Below are 15304 nucleotides of genomic sequence, written 5' to 3'. Positions count from 1 at the left end.
GCATCAGCTCCCGGGGAAGATCGTGAAGGTTCCGGCGTGGATCTTCTCGCCGGTGCTGACTTCCCAGCTGCCGTGGTCGAAGCGCTCGAAAGCCAGCAGCTTGCCGTCCTCGGACTCGTAGTCGGCGTAGTCCATGCCGCCCTCGGCCTTGAGGCCGGTGGTGCCCTCGGAGCGGTAGGAGCCGGAGCCCTTCTCCTCGAGCTTGTAGGTGACGCCCTCAAGCTCGATGGTCTTGCCCTGGGGGACCATGGTCAGGTCCGGGCGGCCGGTCCACAGGGCCAGCTCGACGTCCGGGTCCTCCTCGACGGAGAGCCAGCGCTTGCCGCCCTCGACCTCGAGGAAGTGCTCGGACCAGACGTAGCCGCCCTCGGACAGGCGCAGGGTGCCGCGGATCCAGGTCCGCTCGTTGCCCCAGTCGATCATGTCGCCCGCCTTGATGTTGCGCGGGTCACCGGCGGTGTCCGTGGTGGACGAGGCGGCGAAGGGGTCCTGGGGCGGCGGGGGCGGGGTGTCCTGCTTCTGGGAGCTCGAGCGCTGCTTGTAAATCAGGTATCCGATCACGATCGCGGCGATGAGAATCAGTAGCAGCAGGAGTTCGATCACCAGTGTTCCTCGTTTCGCGGTGAAGCACGTCTTTTGTTCCCGGAGCCGGGCAATCCTACTGCTCGGTCTGACGCCGGCTCGGGCGTTATGGTTCCGGATCCGGCCGGATCCGGACAGGGAAGAAAGTGGCGGTGAGGGAACTTCTCGCGGGGGCAGGGTGTTGAAGGACCCGCACAAACCCGGATCTTTCGGACTGATGTCCTGCTACCCAGCCTAGGTGGTTTTCCGGACCCTGTGTGGGATGGCCGAGTATGCGCCCGAAAACGGACGGAGCCCGTGCGCGCGGCACGGGCTCCGTGAGTTTTGGGGTAGCTGTTGCGGCTGCTGTGGCGCTTGTGTTCCCGGCCCTCCCGGCCCCCTGCGTTCCTCGCGGCCCTTGTGGACCTCGCGGTCGTAAGGCTGTGGCTGTGCGGGGACCGGTTTCAGGCCAGGGGGTCGCCGCTCTCCAGCGGGAGGGAGTCGTCCCCGCCCCACCGGCTCCACGAGCCCGGGTACAGGCGGGTGTTGGCGAACCCGGCGTGCTCCAGGGCCAGGAGGTCGTGGCAGGCGGTCACCCCGGAACCGCAGTAGGCGGTGACCGTGCGAGCGGAGTCCGCGCCCAGGGCGGCGAAGCGCTCGCGCAGTACCTCCGGGGCGGCGAGCAGGCCGTCCGGGGCCAGGTTGGCGGGCCACTCGGCGCTGCGCGCCCCGGGGATGTGCCCGGCGCGGGCGTCGACCGGCGCGGGCTGTTCGCCGGTGAAGCGGCCGTACACCCGGGCGTCCAGGAGGAGGCGGTCCGGGGCGGCGAGCTCCCGTTGCAGCTCCTCGGTGCTGACCAGCCGGTCTGCGGGCCAGGGGAGCGCGGTTCGGTGCACGGGTTCGGCGGTGACCTCGCCCTTCTCCAGGTCACCGGTCCAGGTCTGGAGGCCGCCGTCGAGGAAGGCGGCGGAGGTGCCCAGGGCCCGCAGCATCCATACCAGGCGGGCGGCGACCGAGCCGCCGGCGTCGTCGTAGACCACCACGGGGGAGTGGTCGCCGATGCCGAGATGGCCCAGCGTGCGCGCGAAGTCGGCGGCGGCGGGCAGCGGGTGGCGGCCGCCTTCGGCGCTGGAGGGCGCGGCGAGGTCGGCGTCCACGTCGGCGTGCACGGCCCCGGGGATGTGGCCGTTCAGGTAGGCCTCGTGGCCGGAGCGGCCGTCGAGGTACCAACGGGAGTCGACGAGGACGACCTCGTCGCGGTGCTCACGGAGCCAGGCGGCCGAAACGGCCACCGGCAGGGACAGCGTCTGATCGGACATGGCGACAGCCTAGTGAACGCGGCTTCCGGAGCGTTGCCGAGCCCCGACGCTCAGTGGTGGAGCCCTGTGTTCAGGGCCGGTGACGAAACTCAGCGGCGAAACTCAGCGGTGGAACTCAGTGGCGAAACGCTGTGTGGCCCGGCTCCTGGCCGTGGTGCTGGCCGTGATCGGGGGAGTGACGGTAGGCCGAGGGGTGGAAGGCGGCCACGGCCAGGCCGGTCAGCAACGGGACCGAGAGCCACAGCTGGTACCAGAACACCGAACCCAGGTCGGACCAGGGCATGGTGGCCACGGCGGCGGCAGCCACCACACCGATTCCGAACGTCATCGCGCCCCGGGGCACGTACAGGGGTGAGCCGGGCAGGCCGTTCAGGAACAGCCGGGCCGCGAGGAGGGCGGCGCCCACCAGCCACAGGGAGAGGAAGATCTGGTGTCGTGCGGGGTCGGGCACGACGGAATCCCAGGCGGAGAGGGTCAGACTCACGCCGATGACGAGCATCACGGCCCCGCCCACCACTGAGGGGGTGACGGCGGGCCGACTGAGGGCTGGGGTTCGGGTTGGTGCCTCCATAGACACAACCCATGCCCGGAAGATGCTGATCTATGTCTTCCTGGACCAGATCGTGTCCTACCGCTGCTGATTTTGCAGTCAAACATCAGCATCCCGAACATTTCTGCCCGGAAGGTCCGTGCTGGTGTCACCACAACCTCGATTGGGTGCCCCAACGACGGTCTCCCGCTTCCTTCCGCTTGCGCGGTGTCGCGCCACCAGCCCGCCCCGCCCCGGCCTTGTGACCAGGGCGGGTGGTGCGGGTCCTACGGTCGGCTCCACGGGGCTTTGGAGCTTGCGCTCCTCGGTCTCCAGCCACTCCGGTACCGGTCATACTCATACTCTGCGCCAGTTTGGCGAGGTTGCGTGCGGCGTTGACGTCCCGGTCCAACACCAGGGGACACGCGTCACAGTCGAACACCCGGACATGCAGGCCCAGCTTGGCTTTCACCGCGCCGCACCCCGAGCAGGTCTTGCTACTGGCGAACCACCGGTCCGCCACGATCATCCGCCCACCACTCCAGGTGGTCTTGTAGCCCAGCTGGCGGCGGATCCGCCCGAACCCGGCGTCGGCGATGTGGCGGGCCAGGCGCCGGTTCTTGACTATCCCGGCCACGTTCAGATCCTCCACCACCACCGTCCCGTACTCCCGGGCCAGGGACGTGGTGAGCTGGTGGATAGCGTCCTCGCGCAGGTTCGCCACCCGATGGTGCACCCGGTTGCGCTCAGTATTGGCCTTGACCCACCGCCTGGACGGAGCCTGTCCGGTGCGTCGGTCAGGGCCCCGGCGGCGGGAGACCCGACGGGAGGCCTGGCGCAGATGCTTCAGCTCACCGTTCAGATGACGGGGGTTGGCAACGTGCCGCACCCCACCCTCGGAATCAGCCACCACCGCCAGGGATTTGATGCCCAGATCCACCCCGGCCACCGTCTGTGGGCGGGACGGGGTGCGGGTGGTGCGTGCGATCTCGACCTGGAAGGAGACCTGCCACCGCCCCCTCCGATGGGAGACGGTGGCTGACAGGATTCGGGCTGTGCCGTTGGCCAGACGGCGGTGGAGCTTGCGGGTGTTCTCATGGGTGCGGATGCGCCCTACCACGGGCAGCACTACGTGGCGGCGGTCCTCCTCCACCCGGATCGCCCCGGTGGTGAACCGGCAGGCCAGCCGGGAGCGGTGCTTGGACTTACGGCGTGGTTGACCCATCCGAGGGCCCTGGCGTTCGCCCCGTTTGGACTGGGTGTAGGCATCGAACGCCGCGGCCGCATGGGCCAGGCCGGTGTTGTAGGCCTCCTTGGAGTTGTCCGCCCACCACCCGGCGAACCGGGGGTCGGTGTGCTTGGTCGCGTTGAACGCCTTACGCAGAGAGGGCAATGACCAGGACCGCCAGGGGGTGAGGTCGTCCTCAGCGATGCCGTAGGAAGTCTCAGCCTTGCGCTGCTCCCAAGAGGCGAGCACGTGGGAGATGGCCCAGTTGTAGGCCGCCCGGGCGGCCCCGCAGTGCGACCTGAGCCGCTGCTCGGTTCGGGCTCCGGGGTCCAGAGCGAACACGAACGCCTGGACCACGTGCCCGGGGCGGGGCTCGAACCCCCGCTTGACCCGCTTCTTCTGCTTCTCCTCACGCTCCGGCCCGGTCTGCGGCCCGGTGTGTGGTTCGATGGCCGTGTTCACAGGGTTCACCCCCTCCCCAGCGCTGGTCGTTCAGGTGTTCGATGTCAAACGCTAGCGGGCCGGGTCGGGTCGTGTACGCCGAATGCGACAACTCGCCGATCTTTTTCCCGGGGAGGAAGGCCCACGCCCCAGACCCTGGTCTCGGCGGGCTCGCACGGCAGTGATCTGTGATGGCAGAAGTAGATGTTTACCCATGGATCACGGAACAGCTCGCACCCCCTCGTCACCGAGTGGCTACGGGGTGGTCTCCTGGGAGGCCTGTGACTCGCGGTCCATCCGGTGGACGTGCAGGATCCACCACAGGCCCAGGACCGGCAGCACCAACGGGATGAACATGTAGCCGCTGCCGAAGTTGGACCACACGGTGTCGTCCGGGAACACCCCGGAGGCGAACACGCTCAGCGCGCCCACCACGAGTACCCCGGCCATCTCCACGGAGACCGAGACCAGCGCCACCAGCCGCGAGGTGCGTCCGGCGCGGGCGAGGCCGACCGCGGCGACCAGGTAGATGATCCCGGCGAGCACGGACAGCCCGTACGCCAGCGGGGCCTCGTCGAAGCGGGTCACCAGCTGGTAGGTGCCGCGTGCGGTCGCGGCGAGCGCGAACACCGCGTAGACGGCGACCAGCAGGCGGCCGGGGCCGGTGCGCAGAGTGCGGTCGCCGACAGGGCCGCCGGAGGCGGACGAAGTCGACGGATCGGATGCGGGTGTGGGTGCGGGTGCGTCAGACAACGGGGCTCCACATCTGCTCGATGCGGACCAGTAGGACGGGGAGGATCAGGCAGGCGAAGGCGATCACGGCCGGACCCCACTTGCTGCGCTCCATGAACCCCCAGACGGCGCAGGCGGGCGGCAGCAGCGCGATGGTCGCGAGGTAGGAGACGAACATGACCGTCTCGTCGGGGCGTTCGCCGCCGACCATCGCCACGGTGATCGCACCGACCTGTCCGAGGACCAGCAGCCACAGGACGCCCATGCCGACCAGGTGCGGGACGAGCATCGGCTGGTCGCGGAAGGTAGAGATGAGGCACCACACGGCCATTGCCAACGACACCATCTGAATGGTCATGGTCAGCCAGTCGACCACGCCGCCTCCACTCGGTACTCCGCATGTCCGCCCATGTCAGCGGACCGCACAATCTACGACGAACTGTAGTCGTACGTGGGCACTGACGCGTACCGGGTCCCGTTGTCGGGGAACCGGCGGAAGCAAGGGGGAACACCGGAGAAGCGCGGGGGACGCTGTTAGGTTTCGGGTTGCTGTGCTGTCCCACAGCTCCTGCTCCGCTGTTCCCTCACTCGCGGAACAGCGATGACCCATCCCACACAGCCCTTGGAACCCACCCCGGAACCCGTCGGGCGGCCCGGAACCGAGTCCTCGGCGGGCCTGGATCTGACCGTCCGAATCTCACCGGCCCCGGGGCAGGTCCTCCCGAGAGCAGGGCCTCAGCGCGGCCAGTAGAAGACGTCAGCGGTCGCCGACGTCACGTGTGCCTCCACCTCGCCGAACTGCGCCACCCGGATCCGCACTCGGCGACCGGCGGCCAGGTTGCCCTTCCACGAATACGTGAAGTGGGCCCCGCCGCCCGCGTGCACGGGGCTGTCGAGCGGCCGGTTCCGGGCGATCTTCCAGCCGCCGTCCCCGCTCCGCTCGTACTCGGTGGCCCGGATCTGCACCTCGGAGCCGGGGGTGACCCCCTCCAGGACCACCCCGACCGAGACGTCGTAGTACGCGCCGTCGGTCTCGTCGACCCCAACCAGCGAGTAGAACTCCCCGGTCTCGCCGTCGTGCCGCCGGTCGAAGGCCAGGCTCACCCACGTACGGGGATCGATGGCCTGGGCGTTGTCCTTCTCGAACCTGCGGTGTCGGGGCATGTCGTCTCCTTCGGTGCCGCCGGGCGGTTGGGTGAACGTGCCGTCCCGGACGAGCCGGTAGGCCCGGTCGCCGGGACAGGACGTGGCGATGAAGTCGCGGTGACCCAGGACGGTCCCGGCGATGGAGGTGTCCGGTTCCATGAGCCACTGCCGCAGCACGCGGACCGCGTTGATCTGCTCGGGCGTGACGGCGTCGGTGGGTCCGGTCGCCAGCGTGCAGGAGTAGTGCGAGGAGTTTCCGCCGGGCTGGGCGGCCTGGGCGCGGTACAGCCCGCGCCCCTCGATCACGTAGCCGTGCGCGCAGGCCATGAAGGAGTTGCCGGTGAAGTACACCGTTCCCCGACGCCGGGCCAGCCAGGTCCCGTTCGGGGTGGTGGGGCACCAGATGTGTCCGCCGTAGGTCTCCTCGCGCCGGCTCAGCCCGCCGGGGCCGACCGGGAGCAGCTGGTGCCGGCCGAAGGCCACGGACCAGCCGCCGCCCCGGTCCGTGCCCGGGTCCGCGCACAGGTGGGCGGGCTTTCCCGCCAGAACGGCGGCGAACTGGAGGGCTTCGGCTGAGCTCCGGCTCAGCCCTTCGCACGCTCCGTCCGCCGCGAACTCCCCGAGGAGCAGCCGGAGCTGCGGCGCGGTGAGGGAACGCAGGAAGGCATGGCCGGGCACCCCTCCCGGGGCGTGCTCGCGCAGTCGGGCCGCCATGGCCGCACGGGCGGACCAGGTGCGGGCCACCTCCGTGACCAGTGCGTCCGGCCACTTGGGTTCGTCCGGCAGGTGGTCGCAGGGCGCGGCGACACGGATCCGGTCCCGGCCGGTGAGCGACGCGGTGGTCGCCCAGCGCTCCCCTGAAACCCGGTGTTCCTCGGCGGTGGGACCCGCGTGCGTGCTGTGATCCGTGCGCGCCACGGGCCAGCGGTGGTTCGCGGTCGTCAGCGAGGAATGGGATCGGCCCGCCATGCGGATCAGGGTGCGTTCGGTGGCCGGGAAGACGTTAACCGCCTGCACCGGCTGCCACCGGGATGTTCCGGAGCCGTGGTCGAGGGTGAGGACGGTGTCGCCCGCGCGGAGCTCGCGGAAGGACCGCCAGCCGTCCTCGGTGAGGATTTCCGTCTCCTCGTCCGCGCAGTACCCGATGTCCGCCCAGCCACGGGAGGGGCCGGTGTGGAAGTTGCGGGTGTTGCGCCAGTAGGTGAGGCAGGCGGAGTGGTCCTTGCCGGCGAGGCCCTGGTTCACGCTGTCGTAGTGGATCACGAGACCGGAGCGGGGGTTGGCTCGGGAGGCTGGGGAGGTGCCCCAGCCCAGATCGGACCTGGACACGTATTTGCTCGGTCGAGGCATACACCCATTGTCTCCAGCGGAGACTCCTCTGCGTGGTGATCCCATGACAGCGTGCTATATGTGCCGAAAGTGAGTTCTGTTCCTGAAGGCGCCTCGGGGCGGCTCATTCCGGCTGGTGGTCTTGGCGAAGCGGTGATCACCGGGTGTCGGGGGACTGGCCGCTCTCTTCCTCCGCTTCTTGCTCTTCGCTTCTGGTGCCCTTGTCGGCCGTACCCGCGGCAAAAGTAATCGAGTCCTCACCTTCGTGCGCGTGGCGGTGCGGGTGCGCCCCGAGCGGGGTGCGCCACGATGGGAGGCCCGACCCCGCCCCTCGGAGGTGACCGGTGCGCTCCGCCCACGTCGTCAGTGTCGTTCGCGACGCCGAACAGGCCCTCATGGACCGACTCCCCGAAGGCGCGCTCATGCGCCGCGCCGCCACCGGCCTGGCCGTCCACTGCGCCCGCATGCTGCCCCGCGTCTACGGCTCCCGCGTCACCCTGATGGTCGGCGGCGGCGACAACGGCGGCGACGCGCTCTACGCCGGGGCGAGCCTGGCCGCGCGCGGTGCCTTCGTGCGCGCGGTACTCGCCGCCAAACGCGTCCACCCAGGTGGGCTGGCGGCGCTGCGGGCCGCGGGCGGCCGGGTGGTCGAGGCGGCGGAAGGGGTTCAGGGCGCCGACGAGGTGGAGTCGGCGCTCTTCGACACCGACCTCGTCGTCGACGGCCTGCTCGGCATCGGCGGCCGTGGCGGGCTCCGTGAACCCTTCGCCGCGCTCGCCGCCCTCGCCTCGAACTCACCCGCCCCGGTGGTCGCGGTCGACCTCCCCAGCGGGGTGGACGCCGACACCGGCGCGGTCGCCGGGCACGCGGTCCGCGCGGACGCCACGGTCACCTTCGGCACCTACAAACCCGGGCTGTTCGTCGACCCGGCCGCCGAGCGGGCGGGGCGGCTGCACTTCGTGGACATCGGGCTGGCCCCGGAGCTGCCCGGTGCCGACCTGCTCTGTCCACAGGCTGTGGACATCGCCCGGCTCCTACCCGCCCCCGGGGCCGAGTCCGACAAGTACCGCCGGGGCGTGCTCGCCGTGCGCGCCGGGTCCGACCAGTACCGGGGCGCCGCCGTCCTGTGCGTGGGCGGCGCGCTCCGGACCGGAGTCGGGATGGTCCGCTACGGGGGTGGCGAGGATGTCCTCGCGCAGGTGCTCTCTCGCTGGCCGGAGACGGTCGGGCTGCACCTGGACCCGCTGGACGGCACGGACCCGGGGCCTGGCCGGGTCTCGGCGGTGGTGGTCGGGTCGGGGCGCGGCACGCACCCCGCCAACGCGGACGAGCTGCGTGCGCTGCTGGAGAGCGAGTGCCCGGTGCTGCTCGACGCCGACGCGCTCACCCTGGTGGCGGGCAGTGACCCCCTCACCGAACTGGTGCAGCGGCGCGAGGCGCAGACGCTGCTGACCCCGCACGCGGGTGAGCTGTCCCGGCTGCTCCCGGACACCGACCGCGCCGAGATCGAGGCGCACCGGCTCGAACACGCCGTCCGCGCGGCGGAGCTGTACCGGTCGTCGGTACTGCTCAAGGGGTCGACGACGGTGATCGCGCACCCCGGGGCCCCGACCGTGGTCAACCCGACCGGAACGCCGCTGCTGGCCACGGCGGGTTCGGGTGACGTGCTGTCCGGGGTAGCCGGGGCGCTGCTGGCCGCCGGTCTGCCCGCCCAGGACGCCGCGATGTGCGCCGCCTACCTGCACGGGCGGGCGGCGGAGCTGGCCCGGGACGGAGCGCCGATCAGCGCCTCGGATCTGCTGGACGGCCTGCCGCTGGCGATCGCGGAGGTCCTGGCAGCATGAGGGGGTTGCGCTCGGCAACCGGATCGTGACGTGTGAACAGCTGCGATTCAGGTATTAAACGGACATTTGTTTCCGCTGATCGCCGCTACTGAGTAAGGACGAAGATGTCCGCTGACGTGACCGAGAGACCCCCGAGCCCACCCGGCCTGTGGCGCCGCTACCTGGACTTCCCGCTGATCTGGAAGATGGCGATCGCTCTCGCCGCCGGTGCCGCCGTCGGTCTGGCGATCTCGGCCGCCGGTGGTCCGGCCTGGACCCTGCCGGTCCTGAGCACCCTGGGTGAGATCTTCCTGCGGCTGCTCCAGATGCTGGTGTTCCCGCTGATCATCACGACCCTGATCGCGGGCGTGGTGTCGATCTCCCCGCAACGCCTGGGGCGGATCGGGCTGAAGGTGTTCGCCTTCTACCTCGTGACCTCGGCGCTGGCCATCACGATCGGTCTCTCCGTGGCGCTGGCGATCTCCCCGGGGAGCGGGCTGGCCATGCCCGAGGACGGCGCCGCGGAGGCGTCCGAGGTCCCGGCGATCTCCGAGACCCTGCTCAACATCGTACCCGCCAACCCCTTCCAGGCGCTGGTCGAGGGCAACGTCCTCGGGATCATGTTCGCCGCCATCGCCTTCGGCCTGGCGCTGACCTTCATGGTCAACAGCAGCGAACACCGCACCCGTGAACTCGGGATCTTCCTCCGACGCGGTGTGGACGGTGCCGTGGAGCTGGTCTTCAAGGTGGTCAAGGGTGTCCTGGAGTACGCCCCGATCGGTGTGTTCGCGCTGATCGCGGTGGTCCTGGCGGAGACCGGCGTAGAGGCCGTGGGGCCGCTGCTCCAGCTCACCGGGGCGGTGTACGGCTCCATCATCGTCATGATCCTCGTGTACACGGTCCTGCTGCTGCTCTTCCGCGCCGGTGTCGCCCGGTTCTTCGCGGCCGCGAAGGAACCGATGCTCACGGCCTTCGTGACGCGCTCCAGCAGCGGCACCCTGCCGGTCTCCACCCGGGCGGCGGAGAAGATGGGCGTCAAGGAGGGCGTGTACGGCTTCACCCTCCCGCTGGGCGCGACCGTCAACATGGACGGCACCGCCATCTACGTCGGCGCGGCCACCGTGTTCGTCGCCAACGTCGCCGGTGTCGAGCTGACGGTCGCACAGATCGCCACGGTGGTGCTCACCGGTGTGCTGGCCTCGATCGGCACGGCGGGGGTCCCGGGGGCGGGGCTCATCATGCTGACCATGGCGGTGACCTCGGTGGGCCTGCCGATGGCGCCGGTCGCCCTGGTGGCCGGTATCGACGCCATCCTCGACATGGCCAGGACCATGTGCAACGTCACCGGTGACCTGACCGGTACCCGGATCATCGCCGGAACCGAAGAGGGCATGTTCAGCGAACCGGACGGCTCGGACACGGGGACTCCGGAGGATGCGGGCCGCGAACCCGACGACGGCACCGACGAACCTGGGGCCGAGGAGTCGCCGTCAGGAGCCCGGGACGTGACCTGACCCTTCTAGGGTGAATGCCTGAATATCGGACCACCCCCGTCCCCGGTCAGAAGGCATCCCCCATGCTCCTGAAGAATCACGGCGCGCCGTCACCCACCGGGTGGCGGCGCGCTTCGTACTGCCCGTGCCCGGCCTTGGCCCCGGCGCTGGGCTCATGAGCCGTGGGCGCAAGAGACACCACCTGAGACGCCACCCCGGGGCCGACCCCGCCCGAAGGGCCCAGACCCCGGATCGCTCGCCACGGGCTCTGCTGGGCAGAGCCCGTGAACGCTGGGCGAAGGACGGTGACCTGATCCTCGCCGGGGCGGGTGCGCTCGGCGGGATCGCCCTGGTCGTGGTCTTCATGGGCATGATCGGCGGGATCGCGCTCGGCCTGGCCAGCGAACCCCTGGTCCGCGATTCCGTGTTCCGCTCGGGCGGACCGAGCGTCGAGGTCCAGGCACAGGTCATCGAGACCGTCGAGGGACGGGCCCTGGTCGCCTTCGTCCCCGACGACGACCCGACGGAGCAGGTGGAGACCGTCGCCAGCGGGTCTTACAACCCTCTGGCGGACACCGAGACGGTCACGGTCCGCCACCTGCCCGACGCCCCGCACGAGGCTCAGCTGCGCCCCTCCGGCCCTTCGCCCTGGCTACTGTTTCCGGCCCTGCTACTCGTGGGCGCGGTGGCCTGGTGCGCGGACGCCTGGTACCGGGGCGGTCTGCCGGAGCGCGAACGCCGACGCCTGGTCGGAAAGGCCGCGCGGCTACCGGTCGCCCGCTGGGCAATGCCCGCCGTGCTGTGCCTCGGCGCCGCTGCCGCCCTGTACGCCGGGCCCTTCCTGAACACCGCCCCGGCCGATGCGCTGCGCCTCGACCCGGGGCCCTCATGGTTCGCGGTCGCCACGATGGCGCTGCTCACCGCCGTGGTCCTGGCCCGCACCGCTCTGGCCCGGCACGCCGCCCGCACCCGCGCCCCACGCGCCTACTCGGAGCTGTCGACCCCGGTGGTGGTAGTCGGCCTGGCCCTGGTCTGCCTTCCGGTGCTCCTCGTGCCCGGGTACGGGGCCGTGCGCTATGCCCTGCAGGAGCGCGAGATCGCCGCGGGCGGCACCGTTCAGGCCACCGTGCACGAGGTGACCAGGGACAGCGGGCGCGGCTGCCGGTACCTGATGCGGGTGTCCTACGAGGCCGCCGGGATGCCGCATGAGCGCAGCCTTCGTCTGCACTGCTCCGAGGCGGGCGACTTCAGCCCCGGGATGATCGTGATCCTGGGGATCAGTGACGCCGACCCCACCCTGGTGGGCGCGCCCGCATGAGCGCCGCCCGGCCGTCACCACTGCTTCCGGTTCCCGAACGGAACCGGAACGCCGTCCCCGACGTCTCTTTGAGCACCTGTCAGGTCCCTGCCCCCTTCCCTCCGAGCAGACAGGCGCATCCCCGTGAGCCGCATCCCCCTGCCCCCAGGCTTCAACGACTTCGCCCGTGAACTGGAGTCCCACCGGCGTTCCCTGTCGCCCCGGCCACCGGCGCTGGACCGGTATCCGACCTTCGTCCGCGTGTGCGTGGTGTTCTTCGGGCTGCTGGTCGGCTGGGGAGCCTTCCATGCCACCGAGCTGCTGGCTGAGCAGGCGGTCCTCGCTGAGAACGGGGTGGTGGCCCAGGCTGAGGTGGTCGAGGTCGACCACGGGGCGCCGGTGGTGCGGTTCACCGCCGCTGACGGTACCGAGGTGACCGCCCCCGCGCACGGCGAGCACACGGCGGACTCCTCGCTCAGCCCGAACATCGTCTATCTGCCCGATGCCCCCGAGCAGGTTGCTCTGACCGAGTACCGCTGGCCGCTGTGGCCCTGGGCGATCCCGTTCGGGCTTCTCTTGGTCGGTGTCCTGGTGGTCCAACACCGGGGCGGGGTCCGCGCGGGCTGGTTTCGGAGGCGGGTCCGGGTCCTGCGCTGGGGACCCCCGGGGGAGGGGCCAGCGTGGCGGAAGTCGCTTCCTTGGACCACGGCCGCAGCCGCGCTCCTGGTGACCGGGGCGGTACTCTACGCCCTCCCGCTGCTCGGCCTCGGGAACGGCGCCGTGCCGCTGTGGCTGTGCGGGGTCGGGGCCGCGCTCGGGGTGTACGGGCTGGCCCTCGGGGTGCGGGCGCTGTATCTCCACGCCGAACACGCACCCGTGCACCGCGCCCCGCGCATGTTCTGGCCGCTGCCGCGCTGGCCCGTCTACCTGGCGCTGGTCGCGGGCGTACTGGTCCCCGGAGCCCTCTTCTTTCTCTTCATCCTGTTTTCCCCGCTTCTTCCGGACGGAGAGCGCGGACACGGCACCGCCGAGATCGTGGACTACGAGTGCGTCCGCAGCGAGCGGACCTGCAGCTTCCGCCTCACCGTGGAGTACGAGGCGGAAGGGCTACCGTACCGGGGCACGGTCCGAGTCTTCGAGCGCGTGGTCGCGGAGGGCCTGATCCGCGAGGCCGAAGTCCCGGTGAGCTGGGACCGCTCCGACCCCTCCGACGTCCGCTGGGAGAAGCGATGAGCCGCGACCTACCACCCGGCTTCGTGGAGTTCACGAACGAGCTGGCCCAGGCCCAGACCAAGGAGAGGGACACTGTCAGCACGGGTTGCCTCGGCGGGTTCCTCGTCGGAATGGCTGCTTTTCTGGTCACCGCCTTCCTTGCCTTTCCCACGGGGCCCTGCTGCGCCAGGTCGTGTTTGACGCCGGGTCGCCCCGCACCGTCGAGGCCGAGGCTCTCCGGCTCGGCAACGGAAGCCTGGAGGTCCGGTTCACTACCGAGGACGGCGAACTCGTCTACAGCTGGTTGCCCTATGACCCCCGTGCCGACGCTTCCCGGGCCCTGGAGGTGACCTACCGGGTGAACCACGCGCAGGAGGCGCTCGCGGCCGATCACCCGCGGACCTTCGCGGGGCCGGTGTTCATCGTGCTTGTGGCGGCATGGTTGCTGTTCGAGCTGTTCCACCGGCGCGGTCTGCGCGCCGGATGGTTCTGGCGCCGGGCCCGGACCCTGGCGAAGGGGCCGCTGACCCGCGAAGAAGAGACGAAGAGGCGGATGCGGACCGCGGGGCAGTCACCAGAAGTGCTCCCTGCCAGGCGTACGTGGTGCTGGAGTACCGGGCAGACGGTACGGACTACCTGGAGCGGGTGGCCGTCGACCTCCCGGGCCTGGATGATCTGGTCGCCCGGGAGACGGTCGCTGTCGCCTGGGATGTGGACGACCCCCGCCAGGTCAGGCTGGTGAGCCCGTGAACAGGCTGTATCGACTGATAGACCGCCGCGCCTGGCAACTGGTCATCCCTCCCATGCTTCCCGGCGGCCATCGCCGCAACGTGGTCCGCTTGGTGCCGCTCGATGAGGCTGGTGGCCTCGGTCAGCGGGGCGGCGCGGTCAGCGGAGTTCGCGGGCGGCTGCCAGGCCCATCTGGACGATCTCGGTGATGAAGTAGTCGCCCGGGTCGCGGGCATCGCGCAGCAGGTGCAGGCGGGAGTCATCCACCCACATGAACTCGGTGTGCTTACCAACTTCCAGGGCCGGGTCGGCCAGGTCGCCGTCCACCCGGACCAGGTAGTCCACCTCGCGGCGGGTCCTGCCGTCGCCCGGGTCCCAGTCCAGCCGGTACAGCTCGGCGACCACGGCGGACAGGGTCCAGCCGGTCTCCTCCGTGATCTCGCGGGCCAGCGCCTGGAGCATGCTCTCGCCCTCCTCGACGTGCCCGCCGACAATGTCCCAGCAGTGCGGGAACACCTTGCGAGTGGCCGACCGGCGCTGGGCGAACGCGTTGCCCCGCTCGTCGATGACCACGGCCCCGGCGACCCAGAGGCGGCCGTCGGAGGTGTCGGGGAACTCGATCCCCTCGGCGACCTCGACGTTCCCGGTCTCCACGTTCACGGTGTTCTCCTCCACGGGCTTCCTCCACAGGTCCACAGGATCGGGTCGGGCACGGGCTCAGGACGTCTCGGGGGCTTCCTTGGCGGTGTTCCCGCGGCGGGGCAGGCGCAGGGTGAGCAGTTTGGCGCGCGGGGCGAGGGCACCGGCGAGGTCGAAGACGCCCTCGGTGCGGCTCTGGTCCTCGTCCAGCACCGAGAACAGGTTGACCCCCAGGTAGAAAGTGATCGCCGCGTAGGCGACCTCGCGGGCGGGCAGCAGTCTGGCCAGCGGCGACCCCCCGAGTACACGGTCCCATTCCCCGGCGATGAAGTCGATCCACGGCTGTGAGCGCTGGTTGATCTCCGTGCGCAGCTCGGGTTTGGTGACCGCGGCCGCGACCAGCTCGGAGAACTCCGCGATGTACCCGCGTTCCAGGTCGATTCGGTAGATGCGGGTGGCTACCTCCACGAGCTCCTCCAGGGTTCTGGCCTGCCCGGCCAGTTCCCGGTACATCTCCATGCGCTCGGCGCTGGAGCGGTCCAGTGCCGCGAGCAGCAGCTGGTCGACCCCGCCGAAGTGGTAGAAGACCAGCGCCGAATTGGCTTCCGCGCGGGTGGCGATCGCCCGGGCCGAGGCTCCGGCGTACCCCTCCTCACGCAGAACCTCGGTCGCCGCACTGAGCAGGCGTTCCTTGGTCTCGGCGCTGTTCCTGCGGCCTGTGCCGCCGCTCTTGGCCATGGTCCTCCCTCGGGTCGTTCTTCATCATAGGGTTTAATCGAGTGATTAAATCGTATGCTTTAATCATCGCATCAAAGATGTTCGCGGG

At 70.3% G+C, this 15304-nt stretch carries 14 protein-coding genes; 5 read left to right on the top strand and 9 right to left on the bottom strand.

All coding sequences use genetic code 11. The annotated features are described in order from the left end of the window. Nucleotides 1-3: 3 nt before the first annotated feature. The 7 genes from D457_RS0123185 to D457_RS0123155 form a co-directional block, all read right to left on the bottom strand. Nucleotides 4-603 carry a DUF4178 domain-containing protein gene (locus tag D457_RS0123185; protein ID WP_017583066.1) on the bottom strand — a complete coding sequence of 200 codons (600 nt, stop codon included), beginning with the start codon at nucleotides 601-603 and terminating at the stop codon, nucleotides 4-6. 422 nt (nucleotides 604-1025) lie between these two features. Next, nucleotides 1026-1880, bottom strand: a complete 855-nt coding sequence (locus tag D457_RS0123180; RefSeq protein WP_017583065.1) for a sulfurtransferase — start codon at nucleotides 1878-1880, stop codon at nucleotides 1026-1028. Between the two features lie 115 nt (nucleotides 1881-1995). Then, nucleotides 1996-2451, bottom strand: coding sequence for a hypothetical protein (locus D457_RS33190; protein ID WP_051073010.1), 456 nt, complete (start codon nucleotides 2449-2451; stop codon nucleotides 1996-1998). Between the two features lie 127 nt (nucleotides 2452-2578). Next, nucleotides 2579-4108: an IS607 family element RNA-guided endonuclease TnpB gene (gene tnpB / locus D457_RS0123170; protein ID WP_239646194.1), complete on the bottom strand. Its 1530-nt coding sequence runs from the start codon at nucleotides 4106-4108 to the stop codon at nucleotides 2579-2581. Between the two features lie 225 nt (nucleotides 4109-4333). Further along, on the bottom strand, nucleotides 4334-4750 hold the full coding sequence (locus tag D457_RS0123165; RefSeq protein WP_051073009.1) for a hypothetical protein: 417 nt from the start codon (nucleotides 4748-4750) through the stop codon (nucleotides 4334-4336). A gap of 73 nt (nucleotides 4751-4823) precedes the next feature. After that, the gene (locus D457_RS0123160) at nucleotides 4824-5186 is read right to left on the bottom strand and encodes a hypothetical protein (protein WP_017583060.1); all 363 of its coding nucleotides are present in this window, start codon (nucleotides 5184-5186) and stop codon (nucleotides 4824-4826) included. Between the two features lie 359 nt (nucleotides 5187-5545). Continuing rightward, nucleotides 5546-7306: an N-acetylmuramoyl-L-alanine amidase gene (locus D457_RS0123155; protein ID WP_239646193.1), complete on the bottom strand. Its 1761-nt coding sequence runs from the start codon at nucleotides 7304-7306 to the stop codon at nucleotides 5546-5548. A 323-nt stretch (nucleotides 7307-7629) separates the two neighbouring features. Between D457_RS0123155 and D457_RS0123150 the strand changes: the two genes are divergently transcribed. The 5 genes from D457_RS0123150 (at nucleotide 7630) to D457_RS36255 (ending at nucleotide 13860) form a co-directional block, all read left to right on the top strand. Further along, nucleotides 7630-9129, top strand: a complete 1500-nt coding sequence (locus D457_RS0123150) for a bifunctional ADP-dependent NAD(P)H-hydrate dehydratase/NAD(P)H-hydrate epimerase (RefSeq protein ID WP_017583058.1) — start codon at nucleotides 7630-7632, stop codon at nucleotides 9127-9129. 104 nt (nucleotides 9130-9233) lie between these two features. Next, complete coding sequence (locus D457_RS0123145; RefSeq protein WP_017583057.1) at nucleotides 9234-10622, top strand: dicarboxylate/amino acid:cation symporter; 1389 nt, start codon at nucleotides 9234-9236, stop codon at nucleotides 10620-10622. A gap of 154 nt (nucleotides 10623-10776) precedes the next feature. Then, the gene (locus D457_RS0123140; protein WP_239646192.1) at nucleotides 10777-11919 is read left to right on the top strand and encodes a hypothetical protein; all 1143 of its coding nucleotides are present in this window, start codon (nucleotides 10777-10779) and stop codon (nucleotides 11917-11919) included. A 123-nt stretch (nucleotides 11920-12042) separates the two neighbouring features. Continuing rightward, on the top strand, nucleotides 12043-13131 hold the full coding sequence (locus D457_RS0123135; RefSeq protein ID WP_017583055.1) for a hypothetical protein: 1089 nt from the start codon (nucleotides 12043-12045) through the stop codon (nucleotides 13129-13131). Between the two features lie 582 nt (nucleotides 13132-13713). Then, on the top strand, nucleotides 13714-13860 hold the full coding sequence (locus D457_RS36255; protein ID WP_160167414.1) for a hypothetical protein: 147 nt from the start codon (nucleotides 13714-13716) through the stop codon (nucleotides 13858-13860). 138 nt (nucleotides 13861-13998) lie between these two features. Here the strand turns inward: D457_RS36255 and D457_RS0123125 are convergent, their stop codons facing one another. Together D457_RS0123125 and D457_RS0123120 are read right to left on the bottom strand one after the other, a co-directional pair. Beyond that, nucleotides 13999-14514 carry an NUDIX hydrolase gene (locus D457_RS0123125; protein ID WP_017583053.1) on the bottom strand — a complete coding sequence of 172 codons (516 nt, stop codon included), beginning with the start codon at nucleotides 14512-14514 and terminating at the stop codon, nucleotides 13999-14001. Between the two features lie 42 nt (nucleotides 14515-14556). After that, on the bottom strand, nucleotides 14557-15216 hold the full coding sequence (locus D457_RS0123120) for a TetR/AcrR family transcriptional regulator (RefSeq protein WP_017583052.1): 660 nt from the start codon (nucleotides 15214-15216) through the stop codon (nucleotides 14557-14559). Nucleotides 15217-15304 lie beyond the last annotated feature (88 nt).

Source organism: Nocardiopsis valliformis DSM 45023, assembly GCF_000340985.1.
Taxonomy (GTDB): Bacteria; Actinomycetota; Actinomycetes; order Streptosporangiales; family Streptosporangiaceae; genus Nocardiopsis; species Nocardiopsis exhalans.
This window is presented reverse-complemented; position numbering and strand designations above follow the sequence as displayed.